The sequence below is a fragment of the Acinetobacter apis genome (assembly GCF_900197575.1).
Taxonomy (GTDB): Bacteria; Pseudomonadota; Gammaproteobacteria; order Pseudomonadales; family Moraxellaceae; genus Acinetobacter; species Acinetobacter apis.
The window spans coordinates 544,028-565,452 of sequence record NZ_FZLN01000001.1 but is presented as its reverse complement, the minus strand read 5'-3'; the positions used below and the strand labels follow the sequence as shown (position 1 = coordinate 565,452).

General features: G+C 39.2%; 22 protein-coding genes. 5 read left to right on the top strand and 17 right to left on the bottom strand.

Annotated features, from left to right (window positions below):
- Window positions 1-18: 18 nt before the first annotated feature.
- From CFY84_RS02535 to CFY84_RS02480, 12 genes are all read right to left on the bottom strand, one after another.
- Window positions 19-618 carry a TetR/AcrR family transcriptional regulator gene (locus tag CFY84_RS02535; RefSeq protein WP_088822627.1) on the bottom strand — a complete coding sequence of 200 codons (600 nt, stop codon included), beginning with the start codon at window positions 616-618 and terminating at the stop codon, window positions 19-21.
- Window positions 619-632: 14 nt separating this feature from the next.
- Complete coding sequence (locus CFY84_RS02530) at window positions 633-1,409, bottom strand: TatD family hydrolase (RefSeq protein WP_088822626.1); 777 nt, start codon at window positions 1,407-1,409, stop codon at window positions 633-635.
- Window positions 1,410-1,431: 22 nt separating this feature from the next.
- Window positions 1,432-1,776, bottom strand: a complete 345-nt coding sequence (locus tag CFY84_RS02525) for a PilZ domain-containing protein (RefSeq protein WP_088822625.1) — start codon at window positions 1,774-1,776, stop codon at window positions 1,432-1,434.
- 28 nt (window positions 1,777-1,804) lie between these two features.
- On the bottom strand, window positions 1,805-2,797 hold the full coding sequence (locus CFY84_RS02520; protein ID WP_088822624.1) for a DNA polymerase III subunit delta': 993 nt from the start codon (window positions 2,795-2,797) through the stop codon (window positions 1,805-1,807).
- Between the two features lie 17 nt (window positions 2,798-2,814).
- Window positions 2,815-3,564 carry a 3-deoxy-manno-octulosonate cytidylyltransferase gene (gene kdsB / locus CFY84_RS02515; protein ID WP_088822623.1) on the bottom strand — a complete coding sequence of 250 codons (750 nt, stop codon included), beginning with the start codon at window positions 3,562-3,564 and terminating at the stop codon, window positions 2,815-2,817.
- Between the two features lies 1 nt (window position 3,565).
- Window positions 3,566-4,585, bottom strand: a complete 1,020-nt coding sequence (gene lpxK / locus CFY84_RS02510; RefSeq protein WP_088822622.1) for a tetraacyldisaccharide 4'-kinase — start codon at window positions 4,583-4,585, stop codon at window positions 3,566-3,568.
- Between the two features lie 3 nt (window positions 4,586-4,588).
- Window positions 4,589-6,313 carry a lipid A export permease/ATP-binding protein MsbA gene (gene msbA, locus CFY84_RS02505; RefSeq protein ID WP_088822621.1) on the bottom strand — a complete coding sequence of 575 codons (1,725 nt, stop codon included), beginning with the start codon at window positions 6,311-6,313 and terminating at the stop codon, window positions 4,589-4,591.
- A gap of 307 nt (window positions 6,314-6,620) precedes the next feature.
- Window positions 6,621-7,523 carry a ParB/RepB/Spo0J family partition protein gene (locus tag CFY84_RS02500; RefSeq protein WP_088822620.1) on the bottom strand — a complete coding sequence of 301 codons (903 nt, stop codon included), beginning with the start codon at window positions 7,521-7,523 and terminating at the stop codon, window positions 6,621-6,623.
- 5 nt (window positions 7,524-7,528) lie between these two features.
- Window positions 7,529-8,302: a ParA family protein gene (locus tag CFY84_RS02495; protein WP_088822619.1), complete on the bottom strand. Its 774-nt coding sequence runs from the start codon at window positions 8,300-8,302 to the stop codon at window positions 7,529-7,531.
- Window positions 8,303-8,312: 10 nt separating this feature from the next.
- Window positions 8,313-8,951 (bottom strand): 16S rRNA (guanine(527)-N(7))-methyltransferase RsmG, encoded by a 639-nt coding sequence (gene rsmG, locus CFY84_RS02490; RefSeq protein WP_088822618.1) that lies wholly within the window; start codon window positions 8,949-8,951, stop codon window positions 8,313-8,315.
- A 118-nt stretch (window positions 8,952-9,069) separates the two neighbouring features.
- Window positions 9,070-9,741: an N-acetylmuramate alpha-1-phosphate uridylyltransferase MurU gene (gene murU, locus CFY84_RS02485; RefSeq protein ID WP_088822617.1), complete on the bottom strand. Its 672-nt coding sequence runs from the start codon at window positions 9,739-9,741 to the stop codon at window positions 9,070-9,072.
- A gap of 5 nt (window positions 9,742-9,746) precedes the next feature.
- The gene (locus CFY84_RS02480) at window positions 9,747-10,754 is read right to left on the bottom strand and encodes an aminoglycoside phosphotransferase family protein (RefSeq protein WP_088822616.1); all 1,008 of its coding nucleotides are present in this window, start codon (window positions 10,752-10,754) and stop codon (window positions 9,747-9,749) included.
- A 120-nt stretch (window positions 10,755-10,874) separates the two neighbouring features.
- Between CFY84_RS02480 and lptD the strand changes: the two genes are divergently transcribed.
- Together lptD and CFY84_RS02470 are read left to right on the top strand one after the other, a co-directional pair.
- Window positions 10,875-13,307, top strand: coding sequence for an LPS assembly protein LptD (gene lptD / locus CFY84_RS02475; protein ID WP_088823366.1), 2,433 nt, complete (start codon window positions 10,875-10,877; stop codon window positions 13,305-13,307).
- Window position 13,308: 1 nt separating this feature from the next.
- A complete protein-coding gene (locus tag CFY84_RS02470; protein WP_088822615.1) occupies window positions 13,309-14,661 on the top strand; it encodes a peptidylprolyl isomerase in 1,353 nt (450 codons plus the stop codon).
- A gap of 60 nt (window positions 14,662-14,721) precedes the next feature.
- Here CFY84_RS02470 and hfq read toward each other — a convergent pair whose 3' ends face one another.
- The 4 genes from hfq to tsaE all read right to left on the bottom strand — a co-directional run bounded on the left by hfq (window position 14,722) and on the right by tsaE (window position 18,739).
- Entirely contained in the window at window positions 14,722-15,288 is a 567-nt protein-coding gene (gene hfq, locus CFY84_RS02465; protein ID WP_088822614.1) for an RNA chaperone Hfq, read from the bottom strand.
- A 94-nt stretch (window positions 15,289-15,382) separates the two neighbouring features.
- A complete protein-coding gene (miaA, locus tag CFY84_RS02460; protein ID WP_088822613.1) occupies window positions 15,383-16,327 on the bottom strand; it encodes a tRNA (adenosine(37)-N6)-dimethylallyltransferase MiaA in 945 nt (314 codons plus the stop codon).
- A 5-nt stretch (window positions 16,328-16,332) separates the two neighbouring features.
- Window positions 16,333-18,270 carry a DNA mismatch repair endonuclease MutL gene (mutL, locus tag CFY84_RS02455; RefSeq protein ID WP_088822612.1) on the bottom strand — a complete coding sequence of 646 codons (1,938 nt, stop codon included), beginning with the start codon at window positions 18,268-18,270 and terminating at the stop codon, window positions 16,333-16,335.
- Window positions 18,263-18,739 carry a tRNA (adenosine(37)-N6)-threonylcarbamoyltransferase complex ATPase subunit type 1 TsaE gene (gene tsaE / locus CFY84_RS02450; protein ID WP_088822611.1) on the bottom strand — a complete coding sequence of 159 codons (477 nt, stop codon included), beginning with the start codon at window positions 18,737-18,739 and terminating at the stop codon, window positions 18,263-18,265. Before tsaE ends, mutL begins: the two co-directional genes overlap by 8 nt.
- Window positions 18,740-18,839: 100 nt before the next feature.
- On the opposite strand from tsaE, the gene CFY84_RS02445 reads away from it, so the two are divergent.
- Together CFY84_RS02445 and CFY84_RS02440 are read left to right on the top strand one after the other, a co-directional pair.
- A complete protein-coding gene (locus tag CFY84_RS02445; RefSeq protein WP_213062816.1) occupies window positions 18,840-19,745 on the top strand; it encodes a pseudouridine synthase in 906 nt (301 codons plus the stop codon).
- A gap of 84 nt (window positions 19,746-19,829) precedes the next feature.
- A complete protein-coding gene (locus CFY84_RS02440; RefSeq protein WP_088822609.1) occupies window positions 19,830-20,138 on the top strand; it encodes a type II toxin-antitoxin system RelB/DinJ family antitoxin in 309 nt (102 codons plus the stop codon).
- Between the two features lie 3 nt (window positions 20,139-20,141).
- Here the strand turns inward: CFY84_RS02440 and CFY84_RS02435 are convergent, their stop codons facing one another.
- Window positions 20,142-20,837 carry a pseudouridine synthase gene (locus CFY84_RS02435; RefSeq protein WP_088822608.1) on the bottom strand — a complete coding sequence of 232 codons (696 nt, stop codon included), beginning with the start codon at window positions 20,835-20,837 and terminating at the stop codon, window positions 20,142-20,144.
- A gap of 131 nt (window positions 20,838-20,968) precedes the next feature.
- Here CFY84_RS02435 and CFY84_RS02430 point away from each other — a divergent pair, with 131 nt between their 5' ends.
- Complete coding sequence (locus tag CFY84_RS02430; protein WP_088822607.1) at window positions 20,969-21,424, top strand: DUF441 domain-containing protein; 456 nt, start codon at window positions 20,969-20,971, stop codon at window positions 21,422-21,424.
- Window position 21,425 lies beyond the last annotated feature (1 nt).

Below are 21,425 nucleotides of genomic sequence, written 5' to 3'. Positions count from 1 at the left end.
CTTGGTTTTTTCTTTATGCTATGTATTTTTGGATAAACAAAGTGCTTGTTGAACATATAAGCGTTTTAACGTGGTTCTTGAGCCTAAATAGCGCTGATAAAAGCTTGAATTGAGCAACAATGAGCCACCATAAATTAATGCCCACACCGCGGCCAAATAATCTCGAACAGAAATACGGCTTTGCTGCTGCTTTAAGTATTCATCTGTCAAATACACCATCATTTTTAAGCGCTGTTTGCGTATACGATACAGTTGAGAAAAGCGTGGTTGAATGCGCTTAGCTGCCATCGATAATTTTTCTTCAAGTAAATGAAATAAAATAGTACGCTCAGGGTGTTTAAAATGATATTGCATCAAATGTTCAAGCTGAATGGAAAAATCTTGACCTGCATCATGCAGCATTAAATCAAGTAATTGCTGCTCATTTCTTAAAATTAGCAGCATATATAACTCATCTTTACTTTTAAAATGCTTATATAAAGTGCCTTTTGCTAAATCAAGCGCTGCAGCAAGCCCATCTAATGTCATCGTGGTATCATCGCCGTTTTCAAGCATCAGTTGTTCTGCTACATTCAGTATCAGTACTTCTCTGGCTTTAAATTGCGACTGACGATCCATGACGACATACTCAATTAGTTAGGTTGCTGCAATAATTTCTCAAAGTTTTGTGTGGTAATACGGCCAATTTCATCACGGCTTGTCCCATAAACTTCTGCCAATGCTTGCGCCACAAAAGGTACATATTTAGGTTCGTTTGATTTACCACGATACGGCACAGGAGCAAGATAAGGACTATCTGTTTCGATCAGCAAACGATCTAATGGCACATATTTTGCGACATCACGCAGCGCTTGCGCATTTTTAAATGAAACAATACCTGCAAACGAAATATAATATCCTGCATCTAATACTGCTTTTGCAGTGTCTAAATCTTCAGTGAAGCAATGCAAAATACCGTGTGATGATTGTTCAGCACGAATAATTGCAAGCGTATCGTCTTTTGCTGAACGTGTATGAACTACAACAGGCTTTTTCACTTGCTTTGATGCTTCGATATGACGTGCAAAACTTGCTTTTTGTTGTTGCACAAACGCTGTACTGTGATAATAGTCTAAACCTGTTTCCCCTAGCGCCCAAACCTTGTCTTGGCTTGCTAAGTCAACCAAATATTCAACTGTTGCACGATGCATGGTTTCAGGATCTTCGCAAGGATGAACACCCACGGTATATCCTACATCAGCATGCTGCGCGGCTATCTTAGACAGCACCGCATGGTCATCTAAATGTACTGAGATTCCCATAAACTTACTAACGCCTGCGCGTCGCGCCTCATTCAGTGCTTCATCTAATTGACCAGCATAAGGAGTAAGATCAAGCAAGTTTAAATGGCAATGGCTATCTGTAAACATGATTTACTCCAAGGTGATTTGATTAAATGGTATAGCTTGCTCTTGATTTAGAGTTAAAAGAGCCGGCTAAAATACGCTCAACCTCTAAACGGTATTGCGTGCCTTTTTCGTTATTTAATTGAATGGCAAACCCTTGTGGTTTAGCACCTGATTGTTTTTGACTGATCCAGACAACTTTTCCAGTCAAAGGAATTTTTTGTTTTTGCTCAGGCAAAGTTGCAAGTACAAATACTTCTTGCCCAAGCTTAGCATCCATCGTCGATGGCACAAACAAACCGCCTCCAATGACAAACGGCAAATAGCTGGCTTGTAATGTTGCGCGGTCAGTAATACTGACTTGTAAAATATTACCCATTTGATTTTGCATAACGTGTACTTCCCCATGTGCCGTCAGATTACGGCTTTAAATTTAACAAAGTGACAAATAAATCATCAATAATCAAATTGGTCTGAACATTTTGCTGAATATAACCTTTAGCAGGTTGTATTTTTTCACTGATTGCAAAAAGGTCAGACAATTGATAATAGTTTGAAATTTCAGTGAAATCCAAATCTATATTTTTCATGGACTGATTTAGTTTAAAACAAATCAGATCAGCCAAAAGGTATTCTATCATATGTAAGAGTTCTAAAAAGCCTAACTCCTTACTCCATTTGGTGGCATATACCATGAGCTCTGTTTTATTGACCACCAAAGCCTGCCAATCTTGCATAAATGCTGTACGCTTTGCTAACCATGGCTGTTGTTGTAATGCAACTGCTTGTAATGGCATATGATTGGCTAAATTCAAAAGTAAATCATAACGGCGCTCATCTAATTCAGGATATACCTGTGCAATATGTTGTTTTGCCGTTGGATAAGACACTCGATCTAATGCATAGCGCTGTAAACGACTACGAATCGTTGCAGGCAATTTTAAAAAATGTGTGGTGACCAAAATGATTAATACCCGCTCACCCGGCTCTTCAAGTGTTTTTAATAAGGCATTGGCTGATGCAATATTCAGTGCATCCGCAGGCTCAATCACCACCACACGCCAACCATCCACTGTCTGTTGAATGAATGGTTGTAATTCACGAATTTTATCTATTTTTATAGCCGAATGCTGTCGCTTGCTGTCTTGGTCATTGGAAATATGCACATAATTAGGATGTGTTTTAGACTTTAACCACTGACAGCTTGAACAATGTCCACAGGCGGCTGTAGGCATTTTATTTAAACACAATATCCAAGCCACAAAATGGGAAGTAAACTCAGATTTTCCACATCCAGACTTCCCATAGAATAAAATACCATGTCCAATTTCTGGAAAGCGAGATGTTAAAGTTTGCCATGTACTCTGCTGCCATGGGTAAACTTCTGTGAGCTGAAAAAATGCTTCATCCATAACCACAACAACTCAATTTAAGCAAAAATAGATGGATTTAATGCATTCATTCGGTCTAAATCTGCTTGTGTATCAACACCAGGTGGCAAGCTCACTTCAGCAACAGCAATCGCAATACGATGACCATGTTCAAGTACACGTAATTGCTCTAACGACTCTAATTTTTCTAATGTGCCTTGCGACCAAGATACATATTCTTGAAGCAACTTAACTCGATAAGCATATAAACCCAAATGGCGATATGCATGCTTGTGCTGGTCTTCTACACCATCACGATCATAAGGAATACTTGCACGACTAAAATACAGTGCTTCATGATCATGTGACATTACCACTTTAACGATGCTGTCACGATTAAACTCTTGCATACTGCTGATGGGCTCACACAATGTTGACATCGAACAATTGGCTTTGTTTGCCAACAAATCTGCCACTTGGATAATTAATTGTGCTGGAAGTAATGGTTCATCACCTTGAACATTGACAATAATGTCATCCTCATGCCAGCCTTTAATTTGTGCAACTTCACTTAAACGGTCTGTGCCAGATGGATGATTTGGATTGGTCAACACCACATCAATGCCTTCAGATTCGCATAGTGCATGAATTTTTAAATCATCTGTTGCAACACATACATCATCAAACCCTTGCACCTTTTTAACTTGATCGACTACTCGTAAAATCATAGCGCGACCATGAATATCTAAGAGAGGTTTGCCGGGTAAACGTGTGCTTGAAAAGCGTGCGGGAATAACAATATGTTTCATATTAGTGACCTGACAAATGACAATCGTTAAGCTGTTGATGAAGTAAAGTATAGCATGGCTCGGAGAGTACAGCCTCTACAGGCAACACCCAAATTGGCACAAACTGATGGTCAGACGCTGTGAGCAACCGCTGTAACTTGATGGCATCTTTTTCAGTGGTAATTAGGGGTAATGCATCGGTAAACCGAATATCTGTTTCAGTATAGGCATGATGATCAGGAAAAGTATGTTGAACCACATCAATCACGCCAATTTCTGCAAGTGATGCAAAAAAACGTTCTGGATAACCAATTCCGACCACCCCATGAAAACGCTGTGTTGGGTTAAAGGTTGGTGATGCATCCGTAGGATTTAATAAATATGGCTGCCCTACTTCTAAATACATGTGGTATGGCGTAGGTTTATCCATGGCTTTTGTATAATGATGAATCACTGTACTATTTTGCAGGCGTGAAATCGGCTCACGTAAAAAACCTTCTGGTAATAATCTTTGATTTCCAAAGCCACGCTTTTCATCCACCACAATCCATTCAATTTGACGTGCCAATGCCCAATGCTGTAAACCATCATCACTGATAATTAAATCAAGCGAATAAGATTGTAACAGCAACTCAATATCTTGCTGCCGATTTGGTCCTACAGCCATAGGAACACCTGTTGCAGCTACAATACAAGCAGGCTCATCCCCAACATCTAAAGCTGATGTTTGGCCATTCACCACCAAACGTGGAAATGGTCCTTGTCCACCATAACCTCGGCTGATGACACCAACACGTATATTTTGAGCAGTTAAATGCTTCACCAATTGAATCAATAACGGCGTTTTACCACTGCCACCGATTGTAATATTCCCAATCACCATCACAGGGATAGGCGCTTGATATATGGGTTTTTTCCCCGATTGGTACTGTTTTTTCTGATATAAGAAAGCAGCACGATATACATAAGACAGTGGACGAAGCACAATTAACCAAGCGGATTGATGATGCCATGCTTGCTGAATCCACTTAGCCAATGACATGCATTATTCCTCAAAATTACGCTGATGAAGCTGATAATATGCCCCACGCTGGGTTAAAAGCGCCTCATGTTTGCCTTGCTCAACAATTCGCCCTTGATCCATAACAACAATCAAATCTGCATTTTCAATGGTTGATAAGCGATGAGCAATAACAATCGTGGTTCGATCATGCATGGCTTGTTCAAATGCACGCTGAATAAAATGCTCAGACTCATTATCTAACGCACTGGTTGCTTCATCTAAAATGAGAATAGGTGAATTCTTTAAAATAGCACGTGCAATCGCAATACGTTGGCGTTGTCCACCTGATAAATTCAGCCCTTGTGAACCTAAACGCGTCTCATAACCTGCAGGTAAGGTCATAATAAAATCATGCACATAAGCAGTTTTGGCAGCATTAATAATTTGCTCATCAGTGACTACATCAAGCTGACCATACGCAATGTTTTCTTTGATGGTACGATCAAACAAAAAGACTTGTTGGTTGACAATGGCAATTTGACGACGTAAACAATTGAGTTCGATGTCTTTAATATCTTGACCATCTAAATAAATATGTCCACTGCTGGTATTTTGAAAACGAGTGATCAAATTAACAAGAGATGTTTTACCTGCCCCTGAACGCCCCACTAGTGCAATAGTCTGACCTGACTTAATGTCTAAGTTAAAATCATGAATGGCTTGTGAACCGCCTGGATATACCAAATTGACATGTTCAAATCGGATATCGCCATTTAACTTAGGCTGCAATGTACCTTTGTTTTCTTCTTCAGGCATATCTAGAATTTCAAAAACCGAATGCGCTGCAGCCAAACCACGTTGTAACTTTTCATTAACTGTAGTTAAGTTTTTGATTGGCTTACTGAGCATCCCTGCAGCTGTAATGAATGATACAAACTGTGCAGCAGAGGTATTGCCCAAGACTTCTGGACGAAGTGCCATCCACATAATAATGGCCATAGAGCACGCCATAATCAATTGGACAACTGGTGTATTTAAGACATTCACCACAAGCAGTTTTAAACCACGCTTTAAGTTTGCCAATGAGTGTTGATGTAATCTTTGTTCTTCTAATGTTTGACCGCAATAACTTTTGACAACCGCCTGACCTAAAATTGACTCTTGCACCACATGGTTGACATCACCCATCGTGTCTTGTACTTGCGAGGATAGCTTACGCATACGGCGTGCAGCTTGACTGACCACATAACCAATTAACGGTGCAAATACTAAAATCACCAAGGTTAATCGCCAATTTTGATAAAATAAATAACCCAATAACCCAATGGTGATTAAGCCCTCTTTGGCTAAAGTTTGGACAGATTCAGATGATGCAGCAGTCAATTGCTCAATATTAAACAATATCTTAGAGGTAATATGACCACTTGAATTCTCTAAGTAATAGCTTGATGGCAAACGTAACAGTTTGCCAAAAACTTGCTCACGAATGGTGAAAATCAAATTGCGCGAAATAACAGCAGAAAAGTAATCTCCTAAAAATGAGCCCACACCACGTACAAAAATTAAGAGTACAATTAAAAATGGAAAGAGCGCAGTTTGAGATTGGTTTTTATGCTGAATTGCATTGATGATGAATTCGAGTAACTTCGCAATTGAAACTTCTGTAGCAGCACTTAATGTAAAACCAATTAATACCAAAATGGCATATACCCAATATGGTTTTAAATAAGTCAGGAGACGAAAATAAACTTGAAAGTCTTGTTTCACAAATAACCTCTAAATCGGCACCATATGGTGATTGGGAGCGTCCACCATCAACGGCAGAAATCACACATAAAGTACCTTAAATATTTTTAGTCTGGGCTTTTAAATCACTCACAAGCACCCCTGACCCAAGCTTGAACGCATGACTAAAATGAATCACCATCCATGATCAAACGCATTTTGACATAAATTTAAAAATACGCTGCAGGTATTCTAGCAAATTTTAGGTTTAGACCATAGTAGATAATAATAGATCTCATCAACATGAATGAAATCAGTCATATTGATGAGAAATTAAACATGACATGCTTTATTGATTTTGGTTTTGCGGTAAACAAATATTTAAAATGCCATCGAGTTCATCTAAAGACTGATAATGAATCACAAGCTTACCTTTGCCTTGCTGATTATGATCAATCTTCACCTGAGTTTGGAAGCGATCAACCAATTGTTGGGTCAGTATGTCCATATCTGGAGCAGGCTGTTTAGTTTTTTTATCATCTTTTGGCTGATTAAACTCACGCACCAATTGCTCTGTTTGACGTACAGATAAGCTTTTATCCACCACAATTTGTGCTATTTTTTTCTGATCTTTGGCTTTTAAGGTTAAAATTGCACGGGCATGCCCCATATCAAGCACGCCTTCTTGCATTAAGTCTTTAACCGACTCTTGCAATGTTAATAATCGGATTAAATTACTGACCGTGGTCCGTGCCTTACCCACGGTATCTGCAATTTCTTGATGGCTCAAACCAAACTCATCATGGAAACGCTGCAATGCCAAAGCTTGATCAATTGGATTTAAATCTTGACGCTGAATGTTTTCAATCAATGCCAATGCAATTGCAATTTGATTATTTAAATTACGGACAATGGCTGGAATTTCAGTCAAGCCTGCCATGACTGCAGCACGCCAACGGCGCTCACCCGCAATAATTTCATATGGATGTGTTTCATCGTCTGATACAGGACGAATCACAATCGGCTGCATGACTCCATGTTTTTTAATCGATGCCGACAAATCAACCAATTCGTCTTCACGAATTTTACGCCGTGGCTGATATTCGCCACGTTTTAATAAATGAACACCAATAAGCTTTAATTGACCTTGGTCATGGGTTTGTTCATCAATTTTCAGTTTTTCTTTTTGAATTGAACCCAGCAGTGCATCTAAACCGCGTCCTTTTGCTAAACCGCGCTTCTGTATTGCCATGCATGCTATCCTTTCTTCGCGTTACTTTTCTTTAATAATTCAGCTGCTAAATTCAAATATGAAATTGCGCCTTTGGAGTTTTTTTCAAAGTAAATCACCGGCAAACCATGGGCTGGTGCTTCTGCTAAACGGACATTACGTGGAATAACAGTTTCATATAACTTCGAGCCAAAATACTGCTCAAGCTCTCCTGCCACATCACGTGTTAAGGCATTACGCCCATCATACATGGTACGTAATACACCAATAATTTCAAGTTTTGGATTGATTGCTTGCTGAATCCGATCAATGGTTTGTGTTAAATCCGCTAATCCTTCTAACGCATAATATTCACATTGCATTGGAATAATGACACCATCCACAGCAGCCATGGCATTGACTGTAATCAAACTCAAACTTGGCGCGCAATCAATTAAAATAATATCAAATTGCTGATCAATTTCTTTTAATGCTTCTTTTAAAATAAATTCGCGTGCTGGTTTTTCAGCAATAATCAGCTCAACACCTGACAAGTCACGATTCGCAGCCAACACTTTATAACCCACTTCAGAGGTCATAATCGCATTTTCAATATGAATTTCACCCAATAACACATCTGTCATTGAGTAGACTAAATCGTTCTTTTGAATGCCAGACCCCATGGTCGCATTCCCTTGTGGATCCATATCAATTAACAAAACACGTTTTTTTAATATGGCTAAAGAGGCCGCTAAATTGACCGCCGTGGTGGTTTTACCCACACCACCTTTTTGATTTGCAATAGCAATAATTTGGGCCATACCGCTTAACCTACCCTAATTTCTTTTTTAACACTAATAAATGACGCTGCTCATCTAACCGAGGCACAATAAGTGGAATAATTGTGGTATCCCATTCTGAGTCTAGTGCAGACACTTCATTTGTAGGTACAACACCTTTCATTGCACAAATCGCACTGTGTTCATGCATATATGGCTGTGATGCCACCACAAAATCAGACAATGAGGCAAACGCGCGACTGGTCATGACATCAAACTGACCTAAATCTTCAATGGCATCTACATCTTCAACTCGTGTTTGAACTGCCACCACATTTTTAAGCTTTAAATCAGCAATAAACTGCTTTAAAAAACGGATTTTTTTACCATTCGAATCCAACAGCACACATTCACGCTCAGGCTGACACAATGCAATCATCATGCCTGGCATCCCACCGCCTGTACCTATATCTAAGAGTCTGCCACTCGGTAAGTGATTTAAAATACTGAGGCTATCTAATAAATGGCGGATTAACATGTCCTTTGGATCACGAATTGCAGTGAGATTATATGCTTTGTTCCATAAGACTAGCGCATCTTGATATTTCAACAGCAAGTTTAATGTGTCATCACTTAAAGACAATCCAAGTGCCTGACTCCCCCGCTTTAATTCGTGAAAAAAAAGATGCATAACTCACTCGCTTATTTAATTTTAGACAAAGTATACTGATTTATCTTTTGAATCATAGCGCTAGATGCTTAGGGAATACACATTTATGCAGCATTCCCCTGCAAAAGCAGCAATTTTTTTAAGATAATTCGCGGTCTAAATCTGCTAGACGCTCAGGGGTGCCTACATCCACCCATTTTTGTGTGCTTTTCTCAGCAGAAATCAGTCCCTGCTGCATGGCTTGCTTTAAAATTGGCGCCAATGGGCGCTTTCCATCTGCATATCCAGCAAATAGTTTTGGTGAAAACACCGCAATACCACTATAAGTCAAGGCATCACCCGTCATTTGCTCTTTGCTATATGCCAAGGCATCTTGCAAAATAAAATCACCCGTTGGATGCTGAGTCGGATTATCAACCAATACCAAATGACCAAGCTGTTGAGCTAAATCAATTTCAGCTAAAGTTGAAAAATTATGCGTGGTCCAAATGTCTCCATTCACAAGTATAAATGGCTCATCACCCAATAAAGGTAAAGCACGAATAATGCCCCCTGCTGTTTCCAAGCCCTCTGTTTCATCAGACCACGAGATATGCACACCAAATTGACTGCCATCGCCTAACGCATGGTGTAACTCATGTGCAAGCCAAGCTGTATTGATGACAATCTCAATGATCCCTGCACGTTTTAAATTTTCAATATGCCAAACAATTAAAGGTTTGTTGCCAACACACAATAGCGGCTTCGGCGTGTGTAATGTCAAAGGGCGCATTCTTTGCCCAAGCCCTGCTGCTAAAATCATTGCTTTCATCAAAATTACACCTTGTATTGACCATATTTTGCATAAAACTTAGGCAATACATATTGTTCTAATAATAGGTAAAAATCATGTAGTTCAGGGTATTTTTGGCTAATCTGAACCACATACCACATCACCAATGGCAAATCTGCCAAATAGTTTTGCTTGCCATCACGCTCATATAAACGTACAAAAATACCTAAAATTTTAATATGGCGCTGCAATGAAATAAAGTCTGCATCTTGAATAAACTGCGCCAATGAACGATTTACTTTTGATGATGCTGGCAAGAGCTCATAGAATTCTGTGATCCAATCAATTACACGTGGCTCATCCCATTGTACATAAGCATCGCGTACCAATGAAATTAAATCATAGGTATCTGGACCAACCACAGCATCTTGAAAGTCAATCACACCAAGTTGCTGCTCGTGTTCAAGCACCATCAAATTACGACTATGAAAATCACGGTGTACAATCACCTGCGGCTGCATAATGGCATTGTCTACTAGCGCTTGAAAAGCGTGCTTTACAATAGCTTGTGCAGATTCATCAAATTGAATACCTAATGATGGTAACGTCCAAGCATTAAACAGCTCCATTTCTGCCCATAATTTTTCATGGCTATATGTTGGAAAAAGATGATTAGGTTCAATTGTTTGCAATTGAAGCAATTGCAAAAAACATTGCTGATAATATGGATCTACACTATGTTGATTTAAGTTTTTTGCCAACACAATATCGCCAAAATCTTCAAGCAATAACACCCCTAAGACCAAATCTTTGGCTTCAATGTGTGGGACACGTACATCATGCTGGTCTAAATATTCATCAATGCTCACAAAAGGAATGCAATCTTCCTGTTCAGGTGGTGCATCCATGAGGATAAAGCTTTTCTCTTCAAAATAGACTCTTGCATAACGACGAAAACTCGCATCGCCTGCTAAATACTTGATTTTAAATTGATCTGAACAAAGAACAGTAGTTAACCATGCTTGTATTAATTGTTCGCGTTGTATATTCATTTGCAAAATAATCGACTGCAGGCAAAATTTTTGAAGCCATAAGTGTAGCTACTTATCTATTTTTTCTCTATGATGCAATAATAATTAATTGCAAAAAAGCATACTTGGTTAATGAAACAAATGAAGCAACAGTTTAAATTTAATCCTTTAGCAACTGCGATTTTGGCACTGATATGTGGTGCTTCAGTACAATCAAGTTATGCTGATTCGGATCAAGTCCTGTCGAATGTAAATAATCAACAGCTTAAGCAGCAGTTAAATACAAGTTATCCAGGACAAGCATTCTTCGAACAATACTACATTAACAAAGATAATGTGAGTGTAGAACGACGCCCTAAAGATGCCAATTTTACAGCGTATTGCCAAGGCATTTGGGTCACGCCAGTTGCGGCAGACACTAAAGCATTAAATGCCAATGAAAGCCCAACGGATGTCACTGCAGACTATGCACATTACAATCCAAACGGTGATTCATTACTTGAAGGCGGCGTTGTGGTGCAACAACCAGGACGTGTAATTAAGTCAGATAAATTACTACTTGATCAAACACAAACCTATGCTCGTGCAGAAGGTAATGTACAAATTGCGCAAAGCGGTTTAATTTCGTTTAGCCAAAATATTAATTATAATTTAAAAAATCAAACTGGTAGCTTGGCTGACAGCTTCTATATTGCTGAAATGACTCATGCGCATGGTTATGCAAGCAACATTACGCGTACTTCGCCTAACCGTGTCATTTTAGAGAACGCAAGCTATACCACATGTCCACCTGAACAAAGCCCAGGTTGGCTGATTAAGTCTAAAAAAATTGAGCTAAATCAAGATACAGGTCGTGGTATTACGCGTGATACCAAAATTTATGTGAAAGATGTGCCTGTGATGGTACTGCCTTATTATAATTTTCCAATTGATGATAGACGAACCACAGGTTTGCTGACCCCAAGCTTTGGCTGGTCAAGCACATCTGGGTTACAACTTGGTTTACCGATTTATCTAAACTTAGCACCCAATTATGATGCTGTGGTCACACCGCGTTACTTTGGTGAACATGGTGCGATGATTGAAGGTGAATTTAACTTCAAAACGCAGCATTTTGGTGAAGGAACCATCTCTGGTGGTTATTTACCAAGTGATAAAGATTATGATGACCAAGACCGTAAATCATTACAAATTGCGCATGATTGGACCATTAATCCATACTTCTCAACGCATTTAGAATATAACTATTTATCTGACATTGACTATCTGTATGATTTAGCCAATGATCCGAATATTTCAACAGATTTGAACCAACGCCGTTTATTTCAAGTTAATTTTGCCAATGCCATTCCTGGTTTAGATGCAAACTTGAAAGTTGAAAGCTATCAAACACTTGATAAAGACCTTCAAGATAAAGATAAGCCATATGCCCGCTTACCACAGTTTATTTTGAATTATCGTTCAACCAACCCTCAAGGTTGGCAGTTTGAATATCACAATGACACAGGCTATTTCAGAAAAACCATTAAAGATGGCAGTGCATTAGAAACCAGTGGAACACGAATTTATAACTCGATTGCAACGCGTTATAACTATAGAACACCTTGGGCATTTGTAATTCCTGATGTATCACTTCGAACTTTAAACTATTTCTATGATCAAAACTCGCAAGCTGATAACCCAGGTGGCAGTAAAAACAAAAATGTGGTGGTGCCGCAGTTCACTTTAGATACGGGCTTGAACTTTGAAAAACAAGGTAAGTATTTACAAACCATCACCCCTCGACTGTTTTATGCATACTCACCTTATAAAAATCAGTTAGATTATCCAAACTTTGATACCACTACAGCATCTGTAAGTTATGATCAGCTGTTTAGCCCATACCGTTTTTATGGCCATGACCGTTTAGATGACAACAACTTTTTCTCATTGGGCGTAAGTTATAGCTTATTTGATGAAAAAGGTTTAGAACGATTAAAAGCCGCTGTAGGTCAAAGCTTTTATTTAGCTAATCGCCGCGTTATTTTAGATGATACCGATAAAGTCCAAACAGATCGAACCTCTGATCCTGTTGTGACCTTCTCAAGCCAAATTTCTAATCACATTAATGTAAGCTCAACCGTAACCTTTGATGGCACAAGCGTGTCTCAAAGTAATTTCCAAGCTTACTATACGGGTGATCAAGGACAAATTTACAACTTAGGCTATTATAAACGCCAAAAAATCAACAGTTCACAACAAACTTATGACCAAGTGGTTGCGTCATTCATACAACCTGTTAAAGACAATTGGCGTATAATTGGTCATGTGCAATATGACATTGATAATCAGTTGACGCGTGAATATTTACTTGGGGTAAATTATGAGTCATGCTGTTGGGCAATTTCAGTATATGGTCGTTCATTCTTTAATGATTTAGATGATGTAACAAGTTCATCAGCTAAACGTACCAATGCTGTGATGGCTGAGCTGACCTTAAAAGGACTCGGTGCGATTAACAATCGATTAGCCTCATTACTCGAGCAACGCATCACAGGTTTTAGCAAATCTAACCAAACTTGGACACAACCTTAATATGAACCAGCAACTTAAACGATTTTTTAAAGCAACGACACTTGCACTTTTTATTTCAAGCTCAGTGTCTGTATTTGCCGCAACAAGCGATGAAGTTGTTGCTGTTGTGGGCGATAGCGTCATTTTAAGAAGTGATTTAAAGCAAGCGACTGCCGATTTAACTCGCCAATTACAAGCAAGAAAGCAACCAGTCCCAGCATCTAACCTACTGTTAGAGCAACAAGCACTCAGCAACATCATCACACACCAAGCACAATTAGAGTTGGTCAAAAAATATAACATCCAACCAAGTGATAGTGAGTTAGATGCTGCTGTATTACAGTATGCAAGCCAACAAGGCATTAAATCTCTTGATGCATTCCAAGCGCAAGTTGATGCACAATATCCAGGTACTTATCAAGTCATCCGCGCTCGTATCGGTCAAGAGTTAGCAATTACAACGCTTCGTCAGCAACAAATCATGTCACGTATTCGTATTAGTGACCAAGATATTGATAACTTCTTAAAAACTCCGCAAGGTCAAGCTGCGATTGGTAGCCAAGCCCATTTGATCCATATTCGTATCTCTGCGGTTGATAAAAACCAAGATGCAGTGAACCAAGTTGCAGCACAGGTTCGTGAAGCACTTACTCAATCTGATGATGTTGCAAGCATCAGCCGCCGTTTTTCAACAGACAATATTAAAGTTGAAGGCGCAGACATGGGCTACCGCAGTTTAGCTGAAATTCCAACAGAGCTTGCTGCGCGTGCTGCAGTTATTCAACCAGGTAAAACAACCGAAGTGATCCCGGCTGCAGATGGTGCTCACATTTTAAAATTGCTTGACCGTAAAGCCAGCGATCAGAAAATGATTGTTGACCAATATCATGTACGTCATATCTTGGTACAACCTTCAGAAATTTTAAATGCTGAACAAACCAAAGAAAAAGTAGATAACCTATATAATCGACTACAAAAAGGTGAAAACTTTGCTGTGCTTGCTTCTGCCTTTTCAAATGACCCAGGTTCAGCGTCTGACGGTGGTGACTTAGGTTGGGTGAATTTAGGCACAATGGTCCCGCAGTTTGAAGAACAAATGAAATCTACGCCTGTTGGTCAAATCAGTAAACCATTCCAAAGCCCATTTGGCTGGCATATATTGCAAGTGACTGAAACTAGAAAACAAGATATGACTAAAGAATATCAACGTCGTCTTGCACGTCAATACCTTGGTGAGCAACAATTCGATGCTGAATTAGACAGTTGGATGCGTGAATTACGTGCCAATACTTATGTTGAAATTAAAGACCCAACATTAGACCGTAAAAAGTCACAAGCGGCTGCAGCAACCACAGCAGCACCGTCTACACCATAAAAGGTTTAGACGTAAAAAAAGACCAGTCATTTGCTGGTCTTTTTTATGATGAATTAACAATTAACGGTTGTTTTTATCATCATCTGGTGTGTCTTCAAACTTTTCAGCTTCGAAATTATTTGGTTGCTGCTGTGGTGCATTAAAACCGCCTTGGTTTCCACCAAATTGATTACCGCCACCAAATCCTTGGTTTCCGCCAAAGCCGCCTTGGTTACCACCACCAAAACCACCCTGACCGCCAAAGCCACCTTGATTACCGCCACCAAAACCGCCTTGATTACCGCCACCAAAGCCACCTTGGTTTCCACCACCAAAGCCACCTTGATTACCGCCACCAAAACCGCCTTGATTACCACCAAAACCTGAATTCGCTGACTGTTGTCCAGCAGAACCCGCACCTGTTGCAGGAGCACCTGCAGGACGTGGATTTCTAGCAGGAACCACAGTAGAAATGGCATGCTTGTATACCATTTGGCTTACTGTGTTTTTTAGTAAAACAACATATTGGTCAAATGACTCAATATGACCTTGTAATTTAATACCGTTTACTAAAAAAATAGAGACAGGGATACGTTCTTTGCGCAAAGAATTCAAGAAAGGATCTTGTAATGTTTGGCCTTTAGACATGTTATTTACTCCAAAAAAAATCAAATTAAAATAGCGCAAAATCTGTCTTTCATTCTTTAAAAAATTATAAAAAAGACAGTCCGCAAATTTTGCTTTATCTGTAACAGTTTCGCAAGTGGTCTTGTGCCTGTTTTATCGATAAAAAGGTTACAAACTTATGTTTTTCTCTTAGCGACCGCAACCAGGTAAATTGCCGTTTTGCCAACTGACGTGTAGCAAAAAGCGACTGATCTTCCATAATTTTTATATTATTGCACATTGTATCACTTTTTAAAAGAAAATTGATAACCTGCCTATAACCTACAGCACGCATAGAGGGCGTATCTGGACTCAAGTCATATTTACGGATCAAATATTTTACTTCATCCAAAAATCCAGCCTGCCACATATGATTGAGTCTTTGCTCAATTCTACCGTGCAATTCTAACCGTTCTGGCATCAATGCATAATTATGAAAATTGTAATGGTATGGTAAGGTTTTAGACTGTTCACTTTGCAGTTGTGTAATTGGCCGCCCTGTAATGCGGTATACTTCTAAAGCACGGATGATGCGTTGCTTGTCTGCAACACAGAATTTTGCTGCAGCATGAGCATCGACTTGCTGAAGTTCTGCATACACCTGCTCCCAACCGTGCTCCTCTGCTTGTTTTAAAATTTCTTGTCGGATTGACTGGTCTGCACTTGGCAATCCATCAGACAATCCTTCAAGTAACGCTTTAAAATACAGCATAGTCCCACCAACTAAAATTGGTGTTTTTCCTTTAGCATGAATCTGATCAATTAATTGCACTGCATCTTGCACAAACTCTGCTGCAGAATACACTTCAAGCGGGGTAATTAAGTCAATTAAGTGGTGTGGATACTGTGCTTGCTCTTCAGCAGAAGGCTTAGCTGTGCCAATATTCATATCTTTATATACTAAAGCCGAGTCCACTGAAATCAGTTCAAACCCACCTTGTTCATACAACTCACATGCAAGTGCTGTTTTACCACTTGCTGTAGGGCCCATTAAATTAATCACAGGTCGTTCTTGACGCATCTCCCTCACTCTCCCCGTGCAAAAAGTTTATCAAGCTGAGAAAGCGGGAAAGCGCGCCATGTTGGCCTACCGTGATTACATTGACTTGAAAACTCAGTGGTTTCCATTTGTCTTAAAAGGGCATTCATTTCTGATAATCCTAACTGTCGATGTGCCCGGACTGCACCATGACATGACATTGTTGCTAAAATATGATCGCGCTTTTGCTGTAAGCCATACGCTGCATCATTTGGATCTAAATCATTTAATAATTCAGGGATCAAGCGGGTTAAATCTGCTTTATGCAAGATGGCTGGCACACCACGTACAATCAGTTGCGACTCGCCATACAAGTCAACCACCAAACCAAATTTTTCAAATTGAGTACGTAAGCCCTCTACACGCTCTGCTTGTACTGCAGTAATACTTACAATTTTAGGAATCAGTAATTGCTGCGATGCCCAAAAGTCATTTTTATCCCAACTGGCTTTCATTTGTTCAAATAAAATGCGCTCATGTGCAGCGTGCATATCAACAATAATCAAACCTTGTGTATTTTGTGCCAAAATATAAATGCCATGCAATTGTGCAATCGCAATACCTAAAGGATATTCATCAGGTTTTGTAGTTTCAGCTTCGACTGTTGATTCAGCTTTTAATGGCGATAAATAAGATTTTAACGCACTTTGAAACTGATCTCCTGTATGAGACTCACGCGATTGATATGATTGTGTTGAACTGCGGTATGGAGATGCTGACGGCTGATGAGAAAATGATACCTGTTGATCTGCATCATCGGCTGTAATAGATGGTTCAGCACGAACTTGATGTAAGTAAAATGTCTCTTGTAAACGAGGCTGCGGCTTAACTTCCAACTGACTAGCTTGCATGGCTGGTGCAGCAGCTTGACTTAAATCTGCTGTAGCGGTCTTAAACTGTGACAACACATCTTTCACAGAATGGCGTACAAACTCATGTAAACCACGCTGATCTAAAAACCGTACTTCACTTTTGGTTGGATGAACATTCACATCCACTTCCGATGGTGGAACTTCTAAAAAGAGCAAGTACCCTGCATATTGATGCCCATGAATAGTACCGTCATATGCCATTCTCAACGCATGGGATAATGTTTTATCGCGCACAATCCGCCCATTGACATAGAAATATTGTAAGTCAGCTTGTGATCTTGCATCTGAGGGATGTCCAAGCCAACCACTGATATGCTTACCTTCTATTTCAGTATCAATCCAATGCGCATTTTCAATAAATGATTTACCTAGCAATTGTTGAACGCGCTGATAACGAAGTGGTCCACTGTCTGCACGAGGCAAATTCAATTTGATTTGGTCATTATGTTCTAGCATAAAACGAATATCAAAATACGTGAGCGCCAAACGGCGCACCACTTCTTCAATATGGTTATATTCTGTAGATGGCTTTTTTAAAAACTTGCGTCTTGCAGGAACATTAAAAAAGATATCTTGTACCCGTAAATGTGTCCCTTTATAGCTTGCGGTTGCATGAACATTTTGATGATCAAATGCTGTACCGTTGACCTCTAATTGATAGCCTACACCTGAGTCGTCTTGGCTACTGGTAATGGTTAGCCGAGATACAGCCGCAATAGAAGCTAAAGCCTCGCCGCGAAAGCCTAAACTTGCAATGGCATTTAAATCATCTGCTGTTTGTATTTTACTTGTGGCATGACGCATGACTGCCAAAGGCAAATCATCTGGATGAATGCCTGCACCGTTATCAATAATCTCAATTAATGTACTGCCACCTTGGGCAATACGAATAATTAAAGAATTTGCACCTGCATCAATTGCATTTTCAAGCAACTCTTTGACCACAGATGATGGGCGTTCAATGACCTCACCCGCAGCGATTTGGTTGGCTAAAGCAGGTTTTAATGTATGAATACGTGCTGTTGATGTGGTATGTGAAGAATCTTCAGTCATGCATTTCATCCTGCAGTATTTGAATGAAGTCAATCTGATCAGTTTCGATGTGTAAAGAACGTGCATTGTCATCAACATCATCTTTCACAAATTGAAGCGTATAATTGGCTTTAGGAATTTCCTGCTCACCTTTAGATGGCCACTCAAAAAGAAACAGCGCATGAGGTGTTTCTAAATAGTCACGAATACCGATTAATTCAAGTTCATAAGGGTCATTTAAACGATATAAGTCAAAATGAAAAACAGCTTGCCCTTGAAGCTCATAAGGCTCAACAATCGTATATGTTGGACTTTTCACTGCACCTTGATGGCCACGCGCTTGTAAAAAGTAACGAGTAAAGGTGGTTTTACCTGCGCCCAAGTCACCAATCAAATAAAGCACACCACATTCAATGTGCTTTGCAAGGAGTTGAGCAATTTTTTGTGTGGCAGCTTCTGATGAAAGATTGACGGTGAACATCTGTGACATAAGGCTTAAAGAAAAATAAATCAGATATAATTATGATACCATTGCACCCAAAGAAAACCTACCATTTACCGTACTGTCTAGCCGAATCACTGTATTAAAAATGACGTTAATTGAACCCGTTCCTCCCATGAAAAATGGTGTAAGTGCCAGCCGTGTTTTTTTACCTGCACAAACAAATTACCTAACCATTTACGACTTTTTATGTCAGCAATTTCCACATATTTCAGCACAAGAATGGTTATTGCGTTTTCATCATCAGCTTATTTTTGACCAAAATTTGAATCAGTTAACAGAAGATACTTTGTATCAAGCAAACTGCTTTGTATTTTATTATCGTTTTTTGGCCTATGAAATGCCTGTTCCATTCCCACATCATGTAGTTTTTGAAAATGAATATATTATGGTGGTTGATAAACCCCACTTTTTAACCATTAGTCCAACAGGCAAATATGTTCAAGAAACATTGTTAGTACGCCTAAAACATGAAACCCAAAATCCACACCTGACCCCTATTCATCGTATTGATAAAGACACTGCAGGCTTAGTCATGTTTTGCAAACAGCCAGCGTACCGAGCAGCGTATCAACAACTCTTTGCTGATCGGGCAGTCCAAAAGCACTATCATGCAATAGCAGCCTATGCGCCACATCTTGAATTCCCACATACAATTAAGCTGCATTTATGTAAAGGTGAACCGTTTTACACCATGCGCATTGATGCAGAAGAAAAACCAAATAGTGAAACCGTTATTGAATGTTTGTCACATCATGCCCAACGCGCCAAATATTTATTAAAGCCAATAACAGGAAAACAGCATCAGTTGCGAGTACACTTAAACCATTTAAAAATTCCAATTGAAAATGATCCACTTTATCCCATTGTTAAGCATGTTGCTGATGACTGTTTTGACCGCCCATTACAACTTTTAGCCAAACAGCTTGAATTTAAAGATCCTGTCACAGGCCAATTTTTGCAATTTGAATCTCAACAAGACTTGCATTTGTAATTATACTGTAATGACAAAGTCATTGCTTTTAAGAAAAATATGGTTAAAATATGACTTTCAACACGTTTAAAGATTGATCCGATAATGAGAAAAACAGAAGTCTACCAAGTCCGTTTAGACTCACAAGAAAAAAAACAAGCATTTGCTGTATTTAAACAATTGGGCATTACTCCAGCTCAAGCTGTACGTTTATTTTTCAAGCAAGTGGTGGTGACTAAATCGATTCCATTCTCCATTGAAAACCAAAACATCAATACAGAACAACTTCTCAAAATTAAAAAGCAACGTTCATCTGAGCAGAAAAACAATGATGATCATGATGAATTTTTTGAAGAATTAAATGCTTTACTGAATGACAGTCAAACTGAGAATGACCGTCAAGCATCTAAATAATGATCAAATTTTTGCGCGATCTTCTGCTGTTAAATAAACCCACTCCCCGACTTCAAGCGAGACTGGTAAATCTAGTCCGCCCACACTAGAACGATGTAATTGGGTCACATGGTTACCAACCACAGTGATCATACGTTTAACTTGGTGATATACCCCTTGATGGATTGTCATTCGAAGAGTGTACTCATCTAATTGCTCAACATCGTGCGCTTTAAATATCCCAGTTTCATTTCTGAGCGCAACACCTTCTTCTAATTGTTGAATTTGTATCGCAGTGATCGGTTCTATGGTTGTCATGACATACACTTTGCCAACATGCTTTTTAGGATGTGTCAGTGCCTGAATGAATTGCCCATCATCACTCAATAACAACAACCCTGTGGTATCTTGATCTAGTCGCCCTACTGTTTGAACACCTCGCTCATTAAACTCATTGGGTAGCAATTCAAAAACACTGGCATGATGCGATGTTTGATGTGAACACTCATACCCTGTTGGCTTATAAAGCGCGATATAAACATGTTCTTGATAGGTATATTCATCGCCATATACTGAAAAATTTAGATCAATTGGATTAAAACTTTCTTTGATATTTTTACATAACAGACCATTCACGCGCACAGCACCTCGCTGAATTAGCATCTGACAAGTTTTTCTTGGACCAATACCTTGTGAATGTAATATTTTATCTAAACGCATAACTTTATTTGCTAAAACTGATATAGCGCCTAGTGTACTAAAAATTAGACTTTAATTGAGTTTTTATCTTTCAAAGCCCTGTTTTAAGCAAAAAGGGCTACACTATAGAAAAATTTTTGCGTGTTTAAGTTATGATGACATCACTTGATTTAAATCTTGCCGTTTTATTTATTTTATTGGCTTGTGGCATTTTAAGTAATAATTCATCAATTACGATTGCTAGTGCTGTGCTCATTATTGTTAAAGTTTCACCTTTATCTGCATATTTCCCATTTTTACAAAGCCATGCTTTAAATATTGGTATTACAATATTAACCATTGGTGTACTAACGCCAATCGCGAGTGGCAAATTAGCAGGTGATAGCTTAATCAAATCGTTCTTAAGTATAAAATCACTCTGTGCAATTGCAATTGGATTATTGGTTGCTTGGCTCGGTGGTCGAGGTGTGAAACTGATGAGCAGTCAGCCTGATGTTATCGCAGGATTATTAATAGGTACGGTTGCGGGTGTTGCACTTTTCAAAGGTGTCCCTGTCGGACCACTGATTGCAGCAGGGATTTTATCTTTAATTGTGTCACAAAAATAAA

Coding starts and splice junctions, on each gene's coding strand:
- CFY84_RS02535 (WP_088822627.1), bottom strand. CDS start 618: ATGGATCGTCAGTCGCAATTTAAAGCCAGAGAAGTACTGATACTGAAT.
- CFY84_RS02530 (WP_088822626.1), bottom strand. CDS start 1,409: ATGTTTACAGATAGCCATTGCCATTTAAACTTGCTTGATCTTACTCCT.
- CFY84_RS02525 (WP_088822625.1), bottom strand. CDS start 1,776: ATGCAAAATCAAATGGGTAATATTTTACAAGTCAGTATTACTGACCGC.
- CFY84_RS02520 (WP_088822624.1), bottom strand. CDS start 2,797: ATGGATGAAGCATTTTTTCAGCTCACAGAAGTTTACCCATGGCAGCAG.
- kdsB (WP_088822623.1), bottom strand. CDS start 3,564: ATGAAACATATTGTTATTCCCGCACGCTTTTCAAGCACACGTTTACCC.
- lpxK (WP_088822622.1), bottom strand. CDS start 4,585: ATGTCATTGGCTAAGTGGATTCAGCAAGCATGGCATCATCAATCCGCT.
- CFY84_RS02500 (WP_088822620.1), bottom strand. CDS start 7,523: ATGGCAATACAGAAGCGCGGTTTAGCAAAAGGACGCGGTTTAGATGCA.
- CFY84_RS02495 (WP_088822619.1), bottom strand. CDS start 8,302: ATGGCCCAAATTATTGCTATTGCAAATCAAAAAGGTGGTGTGGGTAAA.
- rsmG (WP_088822618.1), bottom strand. CDS start 8,951: ATGCATCTTTTTTTTCACGAATTAAAGCGGGGGAGTCAGGCACTTGGA.
- murU (WP_088822617.1), bottom strand. CDS start 9,741: ATGAAAGCAATGATTTTAGCAGCAGGGCTTGGGCAAAGAATGCGCCCT.
- CFY84_RS02480 (WP_088822616.1), bottom strand. CDS start 10,754: ATGAATATACAACGCGAACAATTAATACAAGCATGGTTAACTACTGTT.
- lptD (WP_088823366.1), top strand. CDS start 10,875: ATGAAGCAACAGTTTAAATTTAATCCTTTAGCAACTGCGATTTTGGCA.
- CFY84_RS02470 (WP_088822615.1), top strand. CDS start 13,309: ATGAACCAGCAACTTAAACGATTTTTTAAAGCAACGACACTTGCACTT.
- hfq (WP_088822614.1), bottom strand. CDS start 15,288: ATGTCTAAAGGCCAAACATTACAAGATCCTTTCTTGAATTCTTTGCGC.
- miaA (WP_088822613.1), bottom strand. CDS start 16,327: ATGCGTCAAGAACGACCTGTGATTAATTTAATGGGCCCTACAGCAAGT.
- mutL (WP_088822612.1), bottom strand. CDS start 18,270: ATGACTGAAGATTCTTCACATACCACATCAACAGCACGTATTCATACA.
- tsaE (WP_088822611.1), bottom strand. CDS start 18,739: ATGTCACAGATGTTCACCGTCAATCTTTCATCAGAAGCTGCCACACAA.
- CFY84_RS02445 (WP_213062816.1), top strand. CDS start 18,840: ATGACGTTAATTGAACCCGTTCCTCCCATGAAAAATGGTGTAAGTGCC.
- CFY84_RS02440 (WP_088822609.1), top strand. CDS start 19,830: ATGAGAAAAACAGAAGTCTACCAAGTCCGTTTAGACTCACAAGAAAAA.
- CFY84_RS02435 (WP_088822608.1), bottom strand. CDS start 20,837: ATGCGTTTAGATAAAATATTACATTCACAAGGTATTGGTCCAAGAAAA.
- CFY84_RS02430 (WP_088822607.1), top strand. CDS start 20,969: ATGATGACATCACTTGATTTAAATCTTGCCGTTTTATTTATTTTATTG.